Source organism: Rhodococcus sp. 06-462-5 (assembly GCF_002258315.1).
In the GTDB taxonomy this organism is placed as follows: domain Bacteria; phylum Actinomycetota; class Actinomycetes; order Mycobacteriales; family Mycobacteriaceae; genus Rhodococcoides.
This window is the reverse complement of the sequence record NZ_NOYD01000018.1, coordinates 209,197-226,859: the sequence shown is the minus strand read 5'-3', so window position 1 is coordinate 226,859 and position 17,663 is coordinate 209,197. Positions and strand designations below refer to the sequence as shown.

Annotated in this window: 19 protein-coding genes; 13 read left to right on the top strand and 6 right to left on the bottom strand. The window is 62.7% G+C overall.

From position 1 onward, the window contains the following. Positions 1 to 4: 4 nt before the first annotated feature. The 4 genes from trxA to CH251_RS13155 all read left to right on the top strand — a co-directional run bounded on the left by trxA (position 5) and on the right by CH251_RS13155 (position 3,738). Positions 5 to 457, top strand: a complete 453-nt coding sequence (trxA, locus tag CH251_RS13170) for a thioredoxin (protein ID WP_094613516.1) — start codon at positions 5 to 7, stop codon at positions 455 to 457. Then, entirely contained in the window at positions 454 to 720 is a 267-nt protein-coding gene (locus CH251_RS13165; RefSeq protein WP_094613515.1) for a ubiquitin carboxyl-terminal hydrolase 14, read from the top strand. Before trxA ends, CH251_RS13165 begins: the two co-directional genes overlap by 4 nt. Then, on the top strand, positions 698 to 2,398 hold the full coding sequence (locus CH251_RS13160) for an FAD-dependent oxidoreductase (RefSeq protein WP_094613514.1): 1,701 nt from the start codon (positions 698 to 700) through the stop codon (positions 2,396 to 2,398). Before CH251_RS13165 ends, CH251_RS13160 begins: the two co-directional genes overlap by 23 nt. 62 nt (positions 2,399 to 2,460) lie before the next feature. Further along, entirely contained in the window at positions 2,461 to 3,738 is a 1,278-nt protein-coding gene (locus CH251_RS13155) for a triacylglycerol lipase (protein WP_143537847.1), read from the top strand. Positions 3,739 to 3,752: 14 nt separating this feature from the next. Here CH251_RS13155 and cynS read toward each other — a convergent pair whose 3' ends face one another. Then, positions 3,753 to 4,205, bottom strand: a complete 453-nt coding sequence (gene cynS / locus CH251_RS13150; RefSeq protein ID WP_373454947.1) for a cyanase — start codon at positions 4,203 to 4,205, stop codon at positions 3,753 to 3,755. A 166-nt stretch (positions 4,206 to 4,371) separates the two neighbouring features. Here cynS and CH251_RS13145 point away from each other — a divergent pair, with 166 nt between their 5' ends. After that, complete coding sequence (locus CH251_RS13145) at positions 4,372 to 5,286, top strand: aldo/keto reductase (protein ID WP_094613511.1); 915 nt, start codon at positions 4,372 to 4,374, stop codon at positions 5,284 to 5,286. 273 nt (positions 5,287 to 5,559) lie between these two features. Next, entirely contained in the window at positions 5,560 to 6,540 is a 981-nt protein-coding gene (locus tag CH251_RS13135) for a DUF368 domain-containing protein (protein WP_094613509.1), read from the top strand. 1,130 nt (positions 6,541 to 7,670) lie between these two features. Here the strand turns inward: CH251_RS13135 and CH251_RS13130 are convergent. Continuing rightward, a complete protein-coding gene (locus CH251_RS13130) occupies positions 7,671 to 7,913 on the bottom strand; it encodes a hypothetical protein (protein ID WP_032376236.1) in 243 nt (80 codons plus the stop codon). Between the two features lie 189 nt (positions 7,914 to 8,102). Next, positions 8,103 to 8,318: a DUF3263 domain-containing protein gene (locus tag CH251_RS13125; RefSeq protein WP_032376235.1), complete on the bottom strand. Its 216-nt coding sequence runs from the start codon at positions 8,316 to 8,318 to the stop codon at positions 8,103 to 8,105. A gap of 624 nt (positions 8,319 to 8,942) precedes the next feature. On the opposite strand from CH251_RS13125, the gene CH251_RS13120 reads away from it, so the two are divergent. The 3 genes from CH251_RS13120 (at position 8,943) to CH251_RS13110 (ending at position 10,766) form a co-directional block, all read left to right on the top strand. Continuing rightward, the gene (locus CH251_RS13120) at positions 8,943 to 9,908 is read left to right on the top strand and encodes a GGDEF domain-containing protein (RefSeq protein WP_052053437.1); all 966 of its coding nucleotides are present in this window, start codon (positions 8,943 to 8,945) and stop codon (positions 9,906 to 9,908) included. A gap of 27 nt (positions 9,909 to 9,935) precedes the next feature. Further along, complete coding sequence (locus CH251_RS13115) at positions 9,936 to 10,157, top strand: hypothetical protein (protein WP_032376234.1); 222 nt, start codon at positions 9,936 to 9,938, stop codon at positions 10,155 to 10,157. A 183-nt stretch (positions 10,158 to 10,340) separates the two neighbouring features. Next, a complete protein-coding gene (locus CH251_RS13110; protein ID WP_032376233.1) occupies positions 10,341 to 10,766 on the top strand; it encodes a helix-turn-helix domain-containing protein in 426 nt (141 codons plus the stop codon). Positions 10,767 to 10,789: 23 nt separating this feature from the next. Here the strand turns inward: CH251_RS13110 and CH251_RS13105 are convergent, their stop codons facing one another. Further along, positions 10,790 to 11,707 carry a hypothetical protein gene (locus CH251_RS13105; protein ID WP_052053436.1) on the bottom strand — a complete coding sequence of 306 codons (918 nt, stop codon included), beginning with the start codon at positions 11,705 to 11,707 and terminating at the stop codon, positions 10,790 to 10,792. Position 11,708: 1 nt separating this feature from the next. After that, a complete protein-coding gene (locus CH251_RS13100; protein ID WP_032376232.1) occupies positions 11,709 to 12,200 on the bottom strand; it encodes an ImmA/IrrE family metallo-endopeptidase in 492 nt (163 codons plus the stop codon). Between the two features lie 276 nt (positions 12,201 to 12,476). Here CH251_RS13100 and CH251_RS27505 point away from each other — a divergent pair, with 276 nt between their 5' ends. The 4 genes from CH251_RS27505 (at position 12,477) to CH251_RS13080 (ending at position 16,527) form a co-directional block, all read left to right on the top strand. After that, complete coding sequence (locus tag CH251_RS27505; RefSeq protein ID WP_032391838.1) at positions 12,477 to 12,920, top strand: hypothetical protein; 444 nt, start codon at positions 12,477 to 12,479, stop codon at positions 12,918 to 12,920. Positions 12,921 to 13,761: 841 nt separating this feature from the next. Continuing rightward, entirely contained in the window at positions 13,762 to 14,202 is a 441-nt protein-coding gene (locus CH251_RS13090) for a hypothetical protein (protein WP_032376229.1), read from the top strand. 71 nt (positions 14,203 to 14,273) lie between these two features. Then, positions 14,274 to 15,896 carry a cholesterol oxidase substrate-binding domain-containing protein gene (locus tag CH251_RS13085; RefSeq protein ID WP_052053435.1) on the top strand — a complete coding sequence of 541 codons (1,623 nt, stop codon included), beginning with the start codon at positions 14,274 to 14,276 and terminating at the stop codon, positions 15,894 to 15,896. 304 nt (positions 15,897 to 16,200) lie between these two features. Further along, positions 16,201 to 16,527 (top strand): helix-turn-helix transcriptional regulator, encoded by a 327-nt coding sequence (locus CH251_RS13080; RefSeq protein WP_032391935.1) that lies wholly within the window; start codon positions 16,201 to 16,203, stop codon positions 16,525 to 16,527. 330 nt (positions 16,528 to 16,857) lie between these two features. Here CH251_RS13080 and CH251_RS13075 read toward each other — a convergent pair whose 3' ends face one another. Beyond that, positions 16,858 to 17,457: a type IV toxin-antitoxin system AbiEi family antitoxin gene (locus tag CH251_RS13075; protein ID WP_306436821.1), complete on the bottom strand. Its 600-nt coding sequence runs from the start codon at positions 17,455 to 17,457 to the stop codon at positions 16,858 to 16,860. Between the last annotated feature and the right edge of the window lie 206 nt (positions 17,458 to 17,663).

Genomic DNA, 17,663 nt, shown 5'->3' with positions numbered 1-17,663 from the left:
CGCCATGGAATCGGAGAAGGTGAAGTGCGCGCACTGCGGCAAGGTCAACAGGGTGCCTGCCGCAGCGGACGGGACACCCCGGTGCGGGAACTGCCACGAGCCGCTGCCGTGGATCGCCGCAGCACGGGACGAGGACTTCGCAGCGGTCGCCGAACAATCGTCGGTGCCCGTACTCGTCGATCTCTGGGCGACCTGGTGCGGACCGTGCCGCATGGTCAGCCCGGCGCTCGAACAGCTCGCCGGAGAACGAGCAGGGCGGATCAAGCTGGTCAAGGTCGACGTGGATGCCGCGCCCCTGACGTCCGAACGATTCACCGTCCGCGCCGTGCCGACCCTGCTGGTGATGGATCGAGGTGAGGTCCTCGCTCGGCAGGCCGGTGCAGCCCCGGTACCCCAGCTACGCGCATGGCTCGATCGAGCGCTGTCGAAGAATGCAGACAAGGAGGCGACATCATGACGTTCGTGCATGTGGACCCGCACGTGAACGCAATCCGGTCCGTGGTGCCCAGAACCCCGCAGGGCTGCGAAGAATGCCTCCGTCTCGGCACCCCGTGGGTGCACCTGAGGCTGTGTCTGACGTGCGGACACGTCGGGTGTTGCGACTCCTCGCCGGGAAAACACGCGAGCGCGCACGCACATGTCGTCGGCCATCCGATCGTTCGGTCGATGGAACCCGGAGAAGATTGGAGGTGGTGTTATGTCGACCGAAATTTCGTCTGAGGACGCCGGACCAGCGGTCGTCGACGAGACCACGGACGAGCACGGCGCGTTCCCGCGGCTGACGGACGATCAGGTCGCAGTGCTCGAGGTCGGTGGCACGCGTCGATCGGTTCGTACCGGAGAGGTGCTGATACGCGAGGGTGCGCCCAGCAACGACTTCTTCGTCGTTCTGTCCGGCAAGGTCGCCGTTCTCGACGAGGGTGACCGGGACGGTGAACGTCGGATACTGCGCGTGCACGGACCCGGCCGCTTCTTGGGCGAGCTCGGACTGCTCGAAGGCCAGGTGGCGTTCTACACCGCCGAAGCGATCGAAGACGGCGAGCTGCTCGTCACTCCCGCCGAGCGGGTGCGCGAACTGGTTGCCCACGATCCAGTGCTGAGCGATCTGATCCTGCGGGCCTACCTCCTGCGTCGGCACCTGCTGATCGGGCTCGGCTCGGGGTTCCGGATCATCGGGTCCTGCTATTCACCGGACACGTTGCGGCTTCGAGAGTTCGCAATGCGAAATCGATTGCCCCACAGATGGATCGATCTCGAGCGGGACGAGCGGGCGGAGCAGCTGTTGCGCAGCCTGGACATCGCCCCCGAAGACGTTCCCGTCGTCATCTGGCACGGCGAGAAGGTACTGCGCAATCCGACGAACACAGAGCTCGCACGCATCGTCGGACTTTCCGTGCCGAACGCGGCCCAGGACGTGTTCGATCTGGTCGTCGTGGGTGCAGGACCGGCCGGACTGGCCGCATCCGTATACGGAGCCTCGGACGGGTTGAACACGGTGACACTGGAGACGATCGCCGCAGGGGGACAGGCCAGCACCTCCTCCCGAATCGAGAACTATCTGGGATTCCCGGCCGGAATCTCCGGCTCCGAATTGGCCGAGCGGGCCGTGATCCAGGCCGACAAGTTCGGTGCCCGCATCCTGGTCTCGGCAGAGGTGACCGGATTGACGTCCGAAGCCGGATACCACGTGCTCCGGCTCTCTGACGGCGGCACGGTTCGCGGCCGGTCCATCGTGCTCGCCACCGGCGCGCGGTACCGCAAGTTGACCGTTCCCGGTATCGCGGAACTGGAAGGCACGAGTGTGTACTACGCCGCCACTCATCAGGAAGCCCGCATGTGCGGGACCTACCCGGTGGCCATCGTCGGCGGCGGCAACTCCGCAGGCCAGGCGACAGTGTTTCTCGCCGAACATGTTTCGGACGTCCACTTGCTCATCCGCAATGACGATCTCGGAAAGAGCATGTCCCGTTACCTGGTCGACCAGATCGAACACCACCCGCATGTGACCGTGCATCGCCACACCGAGGTTCGCGCGGTCCGCGGCAAGAAATACCTCGACGAAGTCGTGGTCGAGAACAACCGCACGGGCGAACAGGACACGATCAGGGCGCACGCCCTGTTCGTGTTCATCGGAGCGACGCCTTACACGGGGTGGCTTGCCGACGCCATCGCACTCGACGAACACGGGTTCGTCGTCACCGGTACGGACGCAGCTCTCGCTCGCGGAGACGGCGCCCTGCAGATCGGAGCAGCGCTGTGCGGGACGCTCGAAACGAGCCGACCCGGCCTGTTCGCGGCGGGCGACGTCCGCAGCGGCTCGGTGAAGCGAGTCGCATCCGCAGTCGGTGAAGGAGCGATGTCGGTACGCCAGGTCCACGAGTATTTCGAGCGACGGTGACGTGGGAAACCGCAGTCATCGCAGCCCTGACGGATCCAGTGGACACACGTACACTGAATCGAGTGGGGAAGAAAACTCAGCGCACACAGGAGTTGGGTGAACTCGCAGAAATCACGCTTCGCGAGTTGGCGTCGGCCGCCGGTGGTGTTCGCGCAGTTCACTCGGCTATTGCACGACGCACATTTGCCGCCGTGAAACTCGGCGTAGGGCCGGCTGTCTTGCCGACACAGCTGATGCACGACGCGATCGCCGCCGGCACCTACGCGAGCATCGTCGCCGCCTGCTCCGGCGCAGCCAAGACAGTCGGTGCGCTGACCGGCAGTTCCGAAATGACCGGCGACGAGATCACCGAGGACGATGCGCGGCCGTCACCGTCGCACACCACCCGCGGCGCTCAGACCATCGCTGTCCTGCACGGTCTCATCGGTGACGACATGGAGCGCAGTTCCCGAGTCCTCGCCTACCCGATGTCGATACGTGTCGACGGACGCCCGGTAGTTCCGAAGTACCGCGCTCTGGCCACGGCGTTTCCCGACGCGGGAGCGCATCTCGTGGTGTTCCTGCACGGGCTCGTCGAGACCGAATCGGCATGGCGGCTCGGTGGGCGACCCACGTACGGGGAGCGCCTGGACTCCGAAGCCGGAACAACCTCGATCTTTCTGCGCTACAACACCGGCCGTCGAATTGCCACCAACGGTGCCGACCTGTCGGACCTGCTGGAACAGCTCGTGCCGGCCTGGCCAGTACGGGTTCACCGCATCACCCTGGTCGGTCATTCCATGGGCGGGCTGGTCTCGCGCAGCGCCGCACACCACGCTGCGGAGAACGGCCGCCGATGGGTGGAGCTGTTGACGGACGTATTCACCCTGGGGACACCACATCTGGGTGCGCCGCTTGCGCGCGGCGTTCACGTCGCCACGGCAGCGCTGGCACTCGCGCCCGAGACCCGTCCGTTCGCGAACCTGTTGGCGCGTCGAAGCGCCGGAGTCCGCGACCTGATTCACGGATCGATCACCGCAGACGAGGGACATGCGAGCTACGCCGACGGATTCGACGTCGGAGTAGCCGCGGACATCTCGGTTCCGGACGGGGTGCGGCATCATCACGCGTCCGCCGTCATCACAGGAAACCCGCGACACCCAATCGGAATTTTCGTGGGCGACGGCCTGGTTCGCACCGACAGTGCCGGCGGACGGAACAAACTGCGCGACATAGGACTTCGCCCGGACGACGGGCTGGCGATCAAGAGCGCACATCACTTCACCTTGCTCAACGACGAGAGGGTGTACGGATGGATGCGACGCGCACTGGTCGGCCCATCTTCCGAATCGGCCCCCTGACTGTCGATTTCGGCCTACTCGGTCCATCGATAGTCGAGGAACTTCCCGTCGAACGTCACCACGACCCGATCTCCGTCGTCGTGCGGGCGTCGTTCGATGTTCATCGTGAAGTTGATGGCGCTCATGATGCCGTCGCCGAATTCCTCGGCGATCAGTTCTTTGAGCGCAGGGCCGTACACCTGCAGCGCCTCGTGAAACCGGTAGACCGTGGGGTCCGAGGAGATGTCCAGTGACCCGCGATAGGGAGCCAGGGTCAGCTCGAACAACGAACCGTCGGGCATGCCCAGTTTTTCGGCGAGCAGTTCGGCCTGGGCGTGACTGAGAGGATGCTGTCCGTAGAGTGCCGACACCGTCCATGCCACCGGCATGTCGATGGTCTCGGCCAAAGCGGCCCAACTCAATCCGGCTCGAGCTCGTGCAAGTCTAATCTCGCTGATCAAGGGCTTACCTGCAAAATCGGTCAACAGCTTTCTCCTTTGTCCGCGTGCTACAAGCGCAATCCGATTGGACCTCGACTTCCCAGTCTCAGCTCGATGATCCTGTCTCGCAACATCTGGTATCGATCTCGCGAGCACGGTCCGGTCGCAGATATGGTGGTTGTTTCCGCCACGGCACAACGAAAGTACTGACGACATGACGCAACTCGGTCTCGGCCTTGCCGCACTCGGACGCCCCGAGTACCTGACAGTCGGGCACTCCGACGCCGTCGACGGGCGATTCGATCCGGCAGCCCTCGAGCAGCTGTGCCACGCAGTACTCGACGCCGCATGGGACAGCGGAATCAGACACTTCGACGTCGCGCGCTCCTACGGCTTTGCCGAGCGCTTCCTCGGCAGCTGGTTGTCGCGACACCCTTCTCGGCGAGACGAGCTGGTGATCGGCTCCAAGTGGGGATACGCGTACGTCGCCGATTTCCAGCGGGGTGCCGAGGTGCACGAGGTTAAGGAGCACTCGGTTGCCCGTTTGGCCGAGCAGTGGCCGCAGACTCTGCGCGACCTCGGCGGTGCACCGGACCACTACCTGGTCCACAGCGTCACCCCGGACAGTCCGGCCCTGAGTGATACTGCCCTGCTCGACGACCTACGTGCCATAGCCGAGGGTGGTACCCGAATCGGCATCAGCACGAGCGGGCCACATCAAGCCGACGTGGCGGCTGCTGCACTGGAGATCGGGGTGTTCAGCTCGGTGCAGTCGACGTGGAACCCCCTCGAGCCGTCGGTCGGCCCGGCCCTGGCACGCGCACACGAAGCCGGCTGGTTCGTCGTCGTCAAAGAGGCCATGGCCAACGGCCGACTCGTGGCCGAAGAGTCTGCACTCGCCCGCGTCGCGGACACCGCCGGAATCGGCCGCGACGCACTGGCGCTGGCAAGTGCACTCGCCCAACCCTGGGCCGATGTCGTGCTCTCCGGCGCGGCCACCGCGGCGCAACTCGAGCAGAACGTCGCAGCTCTCTCGATCGACCGCGAACTGATCGCAGCGAGCGATCCGGGACTTGCAGAATCGCCAGAGAGGTACTGGGACAACCGCTCTCGACTGGCCTGGACGTGACCGGTTCAGGCACGCGCTGATCTTCCGCTGCGGACTCGGATCCACGCCGATGTTCGCGGAGGCCGTCTCTGTGACCGACCACCTCGGATCGGCTCCTCCGTTTCGGATACCCGACTCCGATCGGCGTCGGGTTCACAAGAACGGGGAGCTGATTCGTGGCGGCGGTAAGGGTAGGGCGGATCGAACCGTCGAACGCTCGCTCGCGGGTGCGATCACACCCGAGCTTGTCGAGCCGGTGTCGAGCGGCATTGCGGCGTTTGGGACGATTCGGGCATGACGACGAACCGGCAGACGCCCTCCGACCATGGTGACAAGGAGCAGGATCGACCCGGACTCGATGAGGTTGTCAGGGGGCGGCCGCCGGCGACGGAATTGGCGACCAACGTCGTTCGCGGCGGCCTGATCGGTCTGGCGGAAACGGTTCCCGGGGTCTCCGGCGGCACGGTCGCCCTCGTCACCGGCATCTACACCAGGGCCATCGCGTCGGCGAAGCATCTGACGGACATCCCCAAGGCCGTGCTGACACGGTCCGACGTGCGCGCCGAGATCCGTCAGGTCGATTGGTGGCTGCTCGTCACGGTCGGCGTCGGCATGCTGTTGATGGTGTTCTCGGTGGCGGGGATCATGGCGGATTTCGTCACGGATCAGCCCGTCTACTCCAAGGCACTGTTCATGGGCATGATCGCGATGTCTGTGGCGATCCCGTTCATGGAGATCAGTCGTGGAGCTTTCCCCACCACCCGGTCCCGACTGTCCGCCGTGGTTCTGTTCGTCGTTCTCGCTGTCGGGGTCGTCGTTCTCACGTCGCTACCCGGGGTCGAGGCGTCGAATCCGTCGTTGATTCTGGTGTTCTTCGCCGCGACGATCGCAATATGTGCGCTCGTGTTGCCAGGAGTATCGGGGTCGTTCTTTCTGCTGGTCATCGGCCTGTATGCGCCGACGCTCACGGCCGTCGACGAGCGGAACCTGACCTACCTGGCCGTGTTCGCTCTGGGCGCTCTGGTGGGGTTGGTCAGCTTCGTTCGGGTGCTCGAGTGGTTGCTGGCGAACTACCACGATCTGGCGATGGTCGCCGCTGCCGGCCTGCTGTTGGGTTCGTTGCGTGCACTGTGGCCGTGGCAGGGCGAGAACAGAGAGCTGCTGGCCGTCGGCAACGAATGGCCCGCTGCCTTGGGATTGTTCGCCGTCGGAGTTGCGATCGTGGCTGTCGTCGCCATCGTTCAGCATCGACTGGCAACCACGCGTACGCCCTGACCGAAACCGGCAGGCGTTGCCGGCCATCCACGCACCTCGTCGGAATCCGCACCGCCTGCAGGCTCCGTGAATTCCCACGAGGGGCGTACTTGCGCGCGAACCCTCCACACCGGCCCGCACAGACAAGAAAAACTCCGACCCCAGCAGCGGGATCGGAGCAGTGGAGCCTCCTAACGGGATTGAACCGTTGACCGCTCGCTTACAAGTATGTTGCGAGACAACCAGATACGTCCACATGGAACCACCACAGAGGCTCTGACCTGCGTCGATCGTCCAGGCGGGACCATCCGAATCCACCGGCGTCAGTACCGGCATGTGACACGCTCGTGACACCGAGACCTGCTCCGAAAGTCCGGGGGACGATAGTAAATCCTCCCGAACACGCACCAACTTGGAGCGCCCTCCGACGCCCGGACCACCGCTGGCGAGCCACGAAACACCCACGATCAGCCTGGAAGACAACCCGAGTGCACAGTCTTACGCAGTCCATACACCCCGACCCGCCCAGCGGGACCGCCTAGGACCGAGCGGACCTATGCAATCGCTTCGATGACGAGCGGGGAGGTCTAGCCGCGAAGCGGGCGGCTGGGCATATCGGCACGGTCACGGTGTCGGTCCTTTCATTTGTACGGCAGATTCACAGGGGTCAGGTCCGACTTCTCGATCGGATGGATCACACCACCCGCGGCGCCCCTTCCCTGCTGCCAGACGACCTCCGAGTACGACCAGCCCTCCCTGCACGACGACGGCTACGGCGACGGCGACGACCACTCCCATCGAATTTCGATACAGCTATTTTTCAGCTATCATTATTCACGCTGGCGTCGACCACGCAGACGGCGTCGGCTGCACCGGGTGCGGAGGAGCTCACCCCCGAGGGCTCGAGTCTCACACCCGGTGCATCTGCACTCGAATATCCTTCGGCAGAGCAAGAGACACGCATCAGGGAACCCTCATTGCATTGCCTGTAGCCTGCATTATCAGTAGCCGCCCTCGCCCATCGTAGCCACCAGAGTAGTTGGCACCCGAGTACCAACTCACATGCTTCGAATTTCGTAGCAAATATTTAGCATCCCAAAATCGAGGCCAGCAACGGGGCATCCCTCGGCACCCCCAGTGCCGACCCTGCGTCAGTCGCTCTCGGCCTCCCCGACCTCGAGATCACCGTCATCAACGAACACCAGCACACCGGACGCGAGCGCGATCGCCCAACGATGCGGATGCGCCCAAGTACGGCCGAGCCCCTTTCCGAGGCCCGAAAATTCCGCGTAGTCCTCGACGATGGTCCCGCTGACGAGGACCTTGTCGCGACGCACCTGGACGATGTCACCGACATTGACCTCAACCTTTGTGTTACCTCGCGTATCAGACATGTGGGTATTCAAGCAGATCCACTTTCGCACCGCCACGGAGCGCATCTCGATGCCGCGCTTCGCGACGCAACTGCTGGACCGAATCACATTGTGTGGCAATGCCTCGCCGGCGAAGGACCCTTTCGGGCAACGCGAGGCACAGACGACGAGACCTGCACACACGCGACGGTCACAATCGCCGCGGATCACTCACCGGGTAGCCGCGTACCTGAGGAGACGTCTGTGCAGATCGGGTTCCAGGTCGAATGCGGACTTACGAGTCAAGATGCGGTGCAAGCGTGCTCGGAACTCGTCGACGGACAGGCCGAAGCACAGCAGAATCTCCGAGGCGTCCGCGCCACCGTAAGGCTCCCACTTGCGGGCGAAATCCAGGACAACGGCGTCCTCGGTTTGTCGTGGCATCATCGGGTCGACCTTCGATCGAGGGATATTGGCACATACAGCTAACATCAAGCTATCATTGAAACTAATCCTGCCGTCCAACTACCCCTGCAAACGAAGACCCCTGCTTCACGTCACACCGAGACCAATCGGAAGCACGAATAGCGCTCGCATCCAAACACTGTCAATGCTATGGACAATCCCGACACTCGATGGTTCTGCCGCCGCTCCACCATTCTCGCGGACATCCGTCACACATACATCGACCCGACTCCACCATCAGCAACCATGCAGCAAAGCAACGGACGGTCCAAACTGCGGCCTGTACACAGTCCCGTTCCACTCGAGCCGAGAACGATCACGGCAGTCCGCGAATCGGGGACCTGAAACTCCAGACTCTCCGACCGCCTGCGACCAACTTTATTAGCTACAATGTTGCTGAGTGAGCCTCAGGGTACGTACCAAGCCCCAAGATTGGAACAAAGACTGATCTTTACGCTCGTCAAGTGCTGTTTTAGTAGAGAAATCGGCACTCATCGACAGTAACGAAATCATAGCTGCACCGATATGCGGGGAGTGAGACAAGTGCCCAGCACGCTACGACCCACAGTTCATTTTCGGGAGGGTGGGCGGTGGATACTGCTGTCGGTGCTCGCTTTGTTGACCGTCGCGAACGGTGTCGGACTCACGTCGGTGGGGTTTGCAGGCGACGGTCGACATGCCACCGAGGGCACCTTCTGGTGGTTCTTTGCGGCCCTACTGGTCGCAGTCTTCGGGTTGGCATCGCTGGCTGTACCGAACGCCAGCGATGCCCGTCATTCGATCGCGCTTTTGTGTGCAGTCTCGCTGCCGCCGTGCACCCTCGTCGCGCAAGGACTTGCAATGCTGCAGATGTGGGGCCTTGTGTCGATCCTGTTCCTGGCCATCTACATTCGCGTCTTCTACCAGGCCCGAACTGCCCGACTTCTCGTCTGCGCGCTGGCCACGATGGCTATAACGTCGGCGGTCCTCTCCCCCACACCCTCACCGCTGGTATGGATCGGTTTCTATCTCGTGAGTGTGTCCGTGGCTGCCGAAGTCTTCGGCGCGATGGGAGCGACTCTGATCGATGGGGCATTGCGCGACCCTTTGACCGGTGCGCTCAATCGAGCAGGTGCGGCTCATGCCGCCACCCATCTTCTCGCGCACAGCAGGAAGCGCGGCGAGAATCTGGTCGTCATCGCGCTCGATGTCGACGACTTCAAGGCGGTCAACGACTGCCACGGGCATGCGGAAGGCGATCGCATCCTCGTCGAGCTGGCACGGTCATGGATGGCCTCGCTGGCACCTTCGGACGTCTTGGTTCGCTTGGGCGGTGACGAATTTGCCGTCCTGACAACCGGTCGCAGTCGCTCCGAAGCAGAGGCACTCGCATCCTCGCTGGTCGGTGGCCAGCACGTCGAAGTGTCCTACGGAGTGGCTACGGCCGAGCCCGATACGGACCCGTTCGGAACTTTGATCTCGACTGCTGATTCAGAGCTTTACTGCAACAAACGCTTTCGACGCAACTTCCCGGACCTGGCCGGTGACACCGGCGAAACCTGTGCCACCGCTGATCCCCCGATCACCATCTGAAGTACCGAGTGTGGGAACGATGAATCGATGGACGTGGTGAACATTCGAGCAACAGAAACGTTCTTGAATTTCGCACTTCGCTGGGACCGACTCGGCGGTGCGGATGAAGAGACGATAAAGGAGACATTCGGAATTTCCGCGCACGAGTTCCGTCGCCGGCTGCGCCTGGCGCTCACGCTGCCCGATAGTCCGACCCTCTCTGCCGAGGAGCGACGACGTCTGGTGCGGTCGGTCTGTCGCGACGGCTGACGGTGGAGACATCCGAGTCGGCAATAGCATCACTCTGCCCTCCACGGCAGGACAATCCGGGGTAGGAGAGTGACTTCCGCCCCGCGAGGCGCGAACTGTCGGTCTCGAAAAGGTAACATCGTGACTCGGAGCTATCGGTCGGTTATCCCGAGGCTCACACCACCACCGAGGAGGGCTTGGGCAGTGCCGACGCAGGGGTCTTTCGCAGAACGTCTGAACAAACTGTTCGGATCGGTACATCCTGCGGGACGTAAGCCGTACACCAATGCCGATGTTGCCGAAGCCCTAGCGGCTGCAGGTCACTCGATCTCGAAGCCCTACATCTCCCAATTGAGATCCGGTCATCGAACCAATCCCTCGAACGAGACCGTCGCCGCGCTTGCGCGCTTCTTCAAAGTCAAGCCCGACTACTTCTTCGATCCCGTCTACGAGGCAACGGTGGATCGTGATCTCGAAGTGCTCTCGCAACTTCAGGGCTACGGCTTACGACGACTGTCCCAACGGGCGTTCGACCTGTCCGAGGAATCACAGAACCTGTTGGCCGCAATGGCGGAGAAGCTGAGAGCAAGCGAGGGATTGCCCGCAGTTCCGCCGGACGGCTCCGCCTGATTTCTCGTTCGACGAATTCTGTGTCAGCGCCCGAATTCGAAGGCGATCATCGTCACCCACCGAGCAAGTGAAACGCCGCTCGGCACGGCGATCCAGTGGCCGCCCATGATTGGGTCCGAAAGCGGATCCCGAACCGTCTGGGCTACACGCCCGGCGCGGGCACCGGAATCTGCTGGCGCCGCGACTCCATCGTCGAATTGCCCGGCACCGACCTGAAGGTACAACGCGTCCATGATCTCCGAGACGTGGTCCGATGCGCGTAACACCGTTGGTGCCCCCGACCGTTTTTCACCCAGTACTTCCGGGAACCTACGCGTGAGGGTGCGATGAAGGTTGTTGATGCGCCACAAAAGGATCCGCGCGCGAACCCAGCTCGTCGCGAGAACCCACACCGCGGCCGCAGCCATCAGCAACGCACCTGCAGTGAGAATGGAGTGTCGGGGGGTGGATCCGAAGACGACAGATACGGCGACGAAGCCCGGTGCACAGAAGCCGATACAGAACAGAGCGACAGCACGGCCCAACGGCGTTCGGTCGACCATTCCGACACCTGTGACGATGATCAGGGGCAGCGTGAGAAGGACGAAGGTCCACGCGACAGTGGGAAACGCGACGGAGGCGATACCGGCAGCCACCCCCGTGCACACGACCGCTGCGATCGCCCGACGCCGTTGTACCGCATCAAGCGTCGGCCGAGTAGTCAGGGTGATAGCCGCGGACGCTGCGGCGACGCCGATCCAACACAGACCGATCACGATCGGCACATCGACATACGGCTCCAGAAGCCGCGCAACGTCATCGACGAGCAGCGTCTGTGCCAACGCGAGGAAGCCGACGGCGAGCACGATGGACACGCGCACGGTACTGGCGCTTCGCACCACAGCTCGGCCGATGCGCGCACCGACTGCGATCCACACCAACAACGCTGCTAGCCAGTCCATGTCACCCCAGGGCCTGATCGAAACGCAGTACCGACAGCGGTGTACCGCGGGTATTCATACGCCGCAGGCGCTGCAGCAGTTGACCGGCAAAAGTCTCGGCCTCCCATTCGGCCAACTCGTCCGCCCCGTCCACGACCGTGGACGCCAAGCTGCGCTCGCTGAGCATGAAGGCGATCAGTTCCTCACTGACGACATGCAACGACCGCTCTACCGGCGTGCCCTCGTGCCGAAACACGATGTGTCCGAGCTCGTGTGCCAGCGTCCGTTCGTAGTTCGGTAAATCCGGGGCCAGAACTATGACGTCATGGTCGGGGTATGCACGTCGTTGTCCACACACACCTGGAGGCAACGCGGCCATCTCGACTTCGATCGACCGGCCTCGCTCTTCGGCGACGGCGGCGACGATATCCTCCAGGTCGAATTCGGTCGTGGCAGCAGCAATATCGAACACGACATCGACTGCGGCAGACACGCGGCGGTGCGATCGGATCATGGGAAGAACTCTGAACGTGCGGCCGACCGTCGCGCCTCGGTGGCACGAGCACCGCGAAGGGTGATAACGCCTGCCCCTGCCCCCGCCAAGGTGAGCCCTGCGACACCACCGACGACCGACAGAGGAGCTACCGAATCGAGATCGCTCGACGCGGAATACAACTCGGCATCCTGATCCCCGTCATCGGGTCCGCCGCCGCCGTCGATCGATCCCGGCCTCGGAGACGGAGAAGTAGTGGTTTCGGTCGATAGGAGACGGGGTCCCGGCGCACGAGGCATGGGTGAGTTCGTAGCGGCAACGTCGGAGGTCGAAGTCTCCGCGGACCGCGGATCAGGCGAGGGCATCGTCGGCTCGACGACCGCGGGCACCGAGTCGGGGGGAGCAAGACGCGGCTCACCATCGACAAGCGGTGGCTCGACGTCGGCGGTCTTCCGCGGGTCGTCCGATGCCGGCTCCGAGGTGCCGGTCGCCGTGGCCGGCTCCACAGTGGTCGCCGTGGTCGGCTCGACAGTGGTCGTCGTCGGCTCCACAGTGGTCGTCGTCGGCTCCACAGTGGTCGTCGTCGGCTCCACAGTGGTCGCCGTGGTCGGCTCGACAGTGGTCGTGGTCGGCTCGACAGTGGTCGTCGTCGGCTCCACAGTGGTCGTCGTCGGTGCTGAGCCCCCACATGCTCCTGGCCGTCCGATGCATATTTCGATGGTGCTCGCCGCCGACGTCTGACCTGCCACAGCTATGGCGAAGACACCCGAGGTCAGGGCCGCACAGCACATCGCCAGGCCAACTTTTCGTCCCACCGAGGTCATGGCAAGCACCGACCCCATGCGGAGGTGGACCACGTGCCGATCTCGTTTACGCAGTACATGACCCCTCCATAAAATTGGTGGTAATTGAACCGAGATGTGACATCCGGCAATACAAAATGTGTCGCTGCTCGAAAATGTCGCGTTACTCGTCAGTGCTGTGATTCCAAACACCAACGCGCCCGAAATTCCTTCTCCCGGCAGGAATCCGAATCAGCAGCACTGCGCTGCAACATGATTCGGTGACGTGCAGTAGGCCCACTGCACGTGGCGCAGGCTGTCGACACATCGAACCAGAACGCGCAACGAGCGAGCATCGGAGGCTCGATTCGCGCAAACGCCGTGGGTCGATCGGGCCCGATCGCAAGCGCCCGCGCCGCAGACTTACATGTTCAGTAGCAATTGTTCCACACGAATCAGCCCCTCAGAGGCCCCTCTAATGTGCGACAGACCACAACCCAGCTCGAGGGCTTGTCACACCCGGCAAGTCGCACCCCTCCGGAAGCTAGTTACTTTCTAGCACCGATGGGCACTGAGACGTAAGACACTGCAGAACGGGACCGCACCGCGAGACAAGCGGGGATTCGCCTCTGATGCTGCCGCTTTACCGGTTCCCGGTAGAGACCGAAGGGGTGCGGTCCGTGAAATGGAGCAAATATCGACCGTCTCCTGAGGTTGCTGAAAGTTAGCCATTGTGTCTGAATACAGGGACCAAGCCGGTTTCCCGGGTTGGTTTCAATCTCTTCGATTCAGGAGCTCACATGAAGCGTTCGATCAAAACCGTCATCGGTGCCGCCGCCGTGGCAATCACAGCAGCAACTATTGCGTCGCCGCTCGCTTCGGCAGCACCTGCGACAACGACCGGACCCACGACGCAGGCCGCGCCGACCGGAAACGGCGTCTGGGCACCGAGCCATGACGAAGCTCTGGCACTGATTCCGGTGTGCAGCGGACCGACCGCAACCTTCAGTTGGTTGAACACGAATTTCAGAGACCACGGGAACGACATCAAGGCCACGATCAAGCGCAACACGGCTCTCGCCACGTCCATCCTCACGTTCTCCGCCTCCCCGTATCAGGTGCTCGAGGGATTGTTCGTCGACGTCCTGCAAGCACCCGTGTACGCCGTCAACGATGTTGCCTTCCACCAGCCCGCGACGGTGAAGGACATCATCACCTTCTGCTCCTCCACCCGGAAATGAGCCCGAAGCACTCGCGCCGAGCGACCGATAGCACTTTCGATCGCCGGTCTTTTCTCACTGGCACCGCTGCCGTGACGGGTCTACTGTTCGCCGGCTTCTCCGCGCCGGTACGGGCAGAGACCGTGCTTCCCGGCTTCCCCGCAGGACTGTCCCTGCGCAAGGCGCAGTTTCGCAATTGGGACGGTGTCATCCTCACCGAGGACCTGTGGACAGTAGCTATAAACTCGGCCGACGCTGCAGTGAAGGTAGCTGAGTGGGCTCGGATCAACTCGTATACGGTTCGCCCACATGGTTTCCGGCACAATTGGTCACCGTTGGTCGTCGATTCGGGTACGCCCTCGTCGGCGCGAGTGCTTCTTCTGGACATGACGGCCTTGAAATCGATGGCGATGGTGGACGACACCGTTGTCGACGTCGAGGCCGGCGCCTCCATGCAGGACCTACTCGCCTATCTCCATATACACGGTCGCGCAGTGCTTTCCGCACCGGCTCCGGGAGACGTGACCGTCGGAGGAGTCCTCGCGGTGGGTGGGCACGGCAGCGCCGTCGCTTCCACCGCCGAACAAGGTAACCGGTCGTTGCCGTTCGGTTCGATAAGCGACCTCGTCGAAACTGTCTCGGCCGTCGTATTCGACAGTCGCACCGGCACATACGCCGAAAAGAGCTTCACCCGTTCCGATCCCGAATGTTCCTCTTTGCTGGTGCACTTGGGACGCGCGTTGGTCACCCGAGTGCGTCTGTCCACAGTGCCGACACACAACCTGCGGTGTCGGACCTTCACGGACATCCCGACTCGGGAACTGTTCGCAGCACCCAACGCAGCAGGCCCGCGGTCGCTGGCCGCGATGCTCGACGACGCAGGTCGAGTCGGGATCATCTGGTACACCTTCACCGATCGACCATGGATTCAACAGTGGTCCATCTCTTCCACTCGGCCGGCCGAATCACGCCAGACCACAGGCCCATTCAATTTTCCCTTCGCCGACAACCTGCCCGATCCGATTCCGCAGATACTCGGCCGGATCATCGAAGGCCATACCGAACTCGCACCGGCATTCGGGAACGCCGTCATCGCTGCTACCGATGCAGGCCTGACCCTGACGGGTGCTCGCGACATGTGGGGTCCAGCAAAAGATTTCATTCACTTCGTCAGACCCACAACGCTACGCGTCACAGCGGCCAGCCATGCGGTGATCACCCGTCGAGACAATGTCCAGCATGTTGTTCACGAGTTCACCGAAGTGATCAGCACGATGCTCGACGAGTACGCCGCACGCGGCGAATACCCAATCAACAGCTGTGTGGAAATCAGGGTTACCGGGTTGGATTCTAGATACCCAGACGACAAAGCTCCCGCCCTGTCCCCCGCTACGCCCGTGCCCGGACGCACCGACTTCGATACAGCGGTGTGGCTCGACACGCTGACTTTGCCGGGTACCCCTGGGCAGGCGGACTTCTACGCCGATCTCGAGCAGCGCTTCTTTCGGTCTTTTCCAGCCGAACTCGGAATTGTTAGACCCGAATGGGCGAAGCGGTGGGGCCACGGAGACGGAGGTGCCTGGACCGACCCCAACGCGCTTCGCCACGAGATCCCTGACGTGTATCCGCAGTGGTCGACTGCGGCCAAAACCTTGGCCGATCTCGACCCGCACAACCTGTTCACCACGTCGCTCACCCGCCGGTTGGGTCTCTGAACTCGAACGTCCGGACCCGAGCGCCACATCACGTCCCATCGATCCGCGATGGGCGACTTCACAAGGAGAAGAACATGTTCAATCCCCTCACCACCACCCTGACTCTCGCTGGCGGCCTCGGAGCCCTCGTGATCGGTGTCATTCCCTACGCGATCAAGGGTCTGTTCTTCTGATCGGTTCGTAATCCGAGAGATCGGGCTGCACGATGATCGTTTCCCTCCCCGGACCTGATCATCGTGCAGTCCGCTTCCTCGTGCTCGACGACACGGTGCCAGCGACCACAACACCCCAACGAAAGGCAGCGATGATCCAGACAGGCGCACAGAACTCGTGCTTGGCCGACTTCATGGATGCCCACGGAATGCGAGACAGCACCGACTTGCTACCGCATCTGGCCGACCGCGGAGTCCATCTGAGCGAACCTCAGGTGCGCAGACTCGTCGCGCAGCGTCCGATGCTCGTGTCCCTGAAAGTGTTGACCGCACTGTGCGACATCTTCGGGTGTTCTCCTGTCGACTTCGCTGCACCCCCCGTGCGTGGTGACAGCTGCGCAAATCCCCTGTTGCAGGAAGCCAACGTCGTCGACATCAACAACATTCTCGACATTCGGCGCAGCATGGCCGATTCCTGATTGAGTCACCACGATCGAATGTGGAGCATCAGCACAGTTCCGTAGAAGTTCAGCAAAGCCTGCGCACCGTAGTTCGGAGTTCGTGATCGGGCCGAAGACGCCCATCGTCGCCTACACCGGGACCTACTATCCGGAACAACTGCACGGCAGTATCTTTCGCATCATCCCCACCGAGATGTCGAGTGCGAGAACAACCTGTCGTTCGCGAACATGGACTTCGAGTGCTTCGCCAATCGAATTGCCCAGAGAACGAAGCCAATTCATCGGGGTTCACCGCTGCTCCCCAACCGATCGCGCAACCGCATCAACGTCATTCGCATCTTCTGAGCCTCAGCGATCTCCCCCAGAACATCTGCGTCGCAACGTCTGTACAACTGCAGCACTGCAGGCCACACCGCATCCCTCGACGTCACCGAGCCTAGGGCGCTTCACCAGATCCAACACCGCCTGCTCCGCAGTAGTCACCAGCACCGCTCCCAACTCGGTATCGATGCGCTCCGCATCCAGACGTGCCGTGTCGCGCACGACGAACCGAACCACCGCCTGCCGATCCGCCAACCGAATCGGATCGTGGCGCGTCGGCACAGCCACCACAGCCGTCGCCAACGCCCGCGGAATCACGCCATGCGACCGGACCGCGCTGACACCCATCACGACGGCATCGTCGGCGCTGTAGGCCGCAACCGCGATACCTGTCGCCGCAGCCTCGAATCCAGGCATCCACTCGGTCCCAACCCGATCGTCTGGCACCGCCACGAAGAAGCCCGTCGCCACCCGATGCATCAGACCCAAGTCCGTCAGCCTCGAAAGCTCAGCGCGCGGGTGTGCGTAGACATCGGCCGCCGAGGCGGCTCGCACCGTCCGCATCGGAAGCGGAGCGAACTCCGGAGCTAACCCGGCCTGACGGCGTCGAACATCGCTTGTCGTCACAGACACCTCCATCAAGTGTCGAATACGTATGCTCCAGGCCTACAAAACCGACACTGCAATCCGGTCCGGCAACCTCCCGCCCAGTCCGTACGCATCCACCTACATCCACACGAATGCTCACCGATGAGTTAGCAACGAGTTGTGACATTCTGTGACACCGAACGCCGGATCGAGCCGCCGAACCGGCAAATCCCCAGGTCACAAAC

What these genes read in the sequence shown, in the direction of transcription:
- trxA (WP_094613516.1), top strand. Translation starts at nt 5, where the DNA reads ATGGAATCGGAGAAGGTGAAGTGCGCGCACTGCGGCAAGGTCAACAGG.
- CH251_RS13165 (WP_094613515.1), top strand. Translation starts at nt 454, where the DNA reads ATGACGTTCGTGCATGTGGACCCGCACGTGAACGCAATCCGGTCCGTG.
- CH251_RS13160 (WP_094613514.1), top strand. Translation starts at nt 698, where the DNA reads ATGTCGACCGAAATTTCGTCTGAGGACGCCGGACCAGCGGTCGTCGAC.
- CH251_RS13145 (WP_094613511.1), top strand. Translation starts at nt 4,372, where the DNA reads ATGACGCAACTCGGTCTCGGCCTTGCCGCACTCGGACGCCCCGAGTAC.
- CH251_RS13135 (WP_094613509.1), top strand. Translation starts at nt 5,560, where the DNA reads ATGACGACGAACCGGCAGACGCCCTCCGACCATGGTGACAAGGAGCAG.
- CH251_RS13130 (WP_032376236.1), bottom strand. Translation starts at nt 7,913, where the DNA reads ATGTCTGATACGCGAGGTAACACAAAGGTTGAGGTCAATGTCGGTGAC.
- CH251_RS13125 (WP_032376235.1), bottom strand. Translation starts at nt 8,318, where the DNA reads ATGATGCCACGACAAACCGAGGACGCCGTTGTCCTGGATTTCGCCCGC.
- CH251_RS13115 (WP_032376234.1), top strand. Translation starts at nt 9,936, where the DNA reads ATGGACGTGGTGAACATTCGAGCAACAGAAACGTTCTTGAATTTCGCA.
- CH251_RS13105 (WP_052053436.1), bottom strand. Translation starts at nt 11,707, where the DNA reads ATGGACTGGCTAGCAGCGTTGTTGGTGTGGATCGCAGTCGGTGCGCGC.
- CH251_RS13100 (WP_032376232.1), bottom strand. Translation starts at nt 12,200, where the DNA reads ATGATCCGATCGCACCGCCGCGTGTCTGCCGCAGTCGATGTCGTGTTC.
- CH251_RS27505 (WP_032391838.1), top strand. Translation starts at nt 12,477, where the DNA reads ATGGGTGAGTTCGTAGCGGCAACGTCGGAGGTCGAAGTCTCCGCGGAC.
- CH251_RS13090 (WP_032376229.1), top strand. Translation starts at nt 13,762, where the DNA reads ATGAAGCGTTCGATCAAAACCGTCATCGGTGCCGCCGCCGTGGCAATC.
- CH251_RS13080 (WP_032391935.1), top strand. Translation starts at nt 16,201, where the DNA reads ATGATCCAGACAGGCGCACAGAACTCGTGCTTGGCCGACTTCATGGAT.